Source organism: Chamaesiphon sp. OTE_20_metabat_361, from assembly GCF_031364565.1.
Genome location: NZ_JANLWO010000703.1, coordinates 1 through 2447, shown reverse-complemented (window position 1 = coordinate 2447; position 2447 = coordinate 1). Strand labels below are relative to the sequence as shown.

Sequence of the window (2447 nt, the reverse complement as noted above, 5' to 3'; positions counted from 1 at the left end):
TCGATGCCAAGCCTTCAGCTTCATTTAATGGCTCTTCGGTATACTCTTCAGCGTTGAAGATATTATCGTATTTTGGCATGTTCCTACTTTGTTCGATCGACTACCTCACGCCTAGTAATACCAGATGCCACGGGCAAAGGGAAGGGATAGTGATGTTATGTAACAAAATTAGGGGGTAGTGGATAGTGATTAGTGGATCGAAGTTGGGCTTTGAGTGTAGATGAGGACTTATCTGAATCTCAATTAATTTGCTATCCACTATCCACTATTCACTATCCACTCCCCAAACCTCTTGCTCATGCTTCCACCAAATGGGATGATAGGTAGAAATTGTTAAGATCGATGCAAATCTGTTGGCATTCAGTTTCGGGATTAGAACATTATTCATAAGGAGCGATGTTTGGCTCTGGTTGAGTAGTGCTGTATGACTCAAAACTTGCGAATTAGACCATCAGCCTGCACTTGTCTAGCCGTGCTCTCAGCACTTAAATTTCACTAGTTATGTAGTTAAATCGATATATATTATGCCTGTAACCGCTCAATCCGTAGACCAACTCGCGATTAATTCCATTCGGTTTCTGGCTGTCGATGCGATCGAGAAAGCCAAATCCGGACACCCCGGCTTACCGATGGGTGCTGCGCCAATGGCTTATGTCCTATGGCAAAAGTTCATGCGGTACAATCCCAAGAATCCCCAATGGTTCAACCGCGATCGGTTTGTATTATCTGCCGGACATGGTTCGATGCTCCAGTATGCACTATTGCATCTTACTGGCTACGATAGCGTCAGTATTGAAGATATCAAAAATTTCCGTCAGTGGGGTTCGAGTACGCCTGGACACCCCGAAAACTTTGAAACTGCTGGAATTGAAGTTACAACTGGCCCTCTCGGTCAAGGGATTGCTAATGGTGTGGGTTTGGCCTTGGCTGAAGCACATCTAGCTGCTAAATTTAACAAACCCGATGCGACGATCGTCGATCATTATACCTACGTTATCGTCGGCGATGGCTGCAATATGGAAGGTATTTCTGGTGAAGCCGCTTCGATTGCGGGTCACTGGGGACTGGGCAAGCTGATCGTCTTATATGATGATAACCACATCTCGATCGATGGTTCGACTGATGTTGCCTTTACTGAAGATGTCTCCAAACGGTTTGAAGCTTACGGCTGGCACACGATCCACGTCCAAGACGGAAACACCGACTTGGCGGCGATTGGTGCAGCATTAGAAGCAGCTAAAAAAGTCACCGACAAACCGACGATGATTAAGGTAACTACTATCATCGGTTATGGTTCCCCCAACAAGTGCAACACCGCAGGTATCCACGGTGCCGCTTTGGGTGAAGCCGAAATCAAACTCACCCGTGAAAACCTCGGCTGGGATTACGCCCCCTTTGAATTACCCGCTGATGCCGTCGCTCACATGCGCGAAGCGATCGATCGCGGTGCCAAAGCCGAAGGCGAATGGGAAGCTACTCTCGCTAGCTACAAGTCCAAATATCCCACCGAAGCTGCCGAATTTGAAAGTTTGACCTCCCGCAAGCTGCCCGACGGCTGGGCGAGCGTGTTGCCGACTTATACCCCCGAAGACAAAGCTCTAGCTAGCCGCAAACACTCGGAAAATTGCCTCAATAAATTGGCGACAGTTTTACCAGGATTAATTGGCGGTTCGGCTGACTTAACTCACTCCAACCTCACCGAAATCAAAGAATCAGGCGACTTCCAAAAAGGTGCCTATCAAAATCGTAACGTCCACTTCGGCGTCCGCGAACATGCGATGGGTGCCATCTGTAACGGCATCGCCCTCCACAACTCCGGTTTGATTCCTTACGGTGCCACATTCCTAATCTTCACCGACTACATGCGCGCCCCGATTCGCCTCTCCGCCCTATCCAAAGCGGGTGCGATCTGGGTGATGACTCACGATTCCGTCGGACAGGGTGAAGATGGCCCCACGCACCAACCGATCGAAACGATCGCCTCATTACGTGCTATCCCCAACCTCACCGTGATCCGTCCCGCCGATGGTAACGAAACCTCCGGTGCTTACAAAGTTGCGATCGAAAAAGCCAGCCAAACCAATCCGACTCTCCTCGCCTTATCCCGCCAAAACTTACCTAACTTAGCCGGAACCTCGATCGAGGGTGTAGCCAAAGGTGCATACACGATCGTCGATTCCCAAGGTACTCCCGACATCATCCTGATCGGGACTGGCTCCGAAGTCAGCCTGTGCGTCACTGCTGCCGAACAACTCACCGCCGCAGGCAAAAAAGTTCGCGTTGTCTCCATGCCTTCATGGGAACTATTCGACGAACAAGACGCAGCTTACAAAGAGTCCGTCTTACCCAAAGCTGTCACCAAACGGGTCGCAGTCGAAGCAGCTTGCAGCCTTGGCTGGCACCGCTTCATCGGACTCGACGGTGGTTTAGTCACAATCGATCGTTTT

The 2447-nt window shown here is 49.9% G+C and carries 1 protein-coding gene; it reads left to right on the top strand.

All coding sequences use genetic code 11. The features are described 5' to 3' along the window. Positions 1–524 precede the first annotated feature (524 nt). Positions 525–2447: transketolase (tkt, locus tag RMO35_RS19825; RefSeq protein ID WP_309743466.1), on the top strand; the 1923-nt coding region annotated here is incomplete at its 3' end.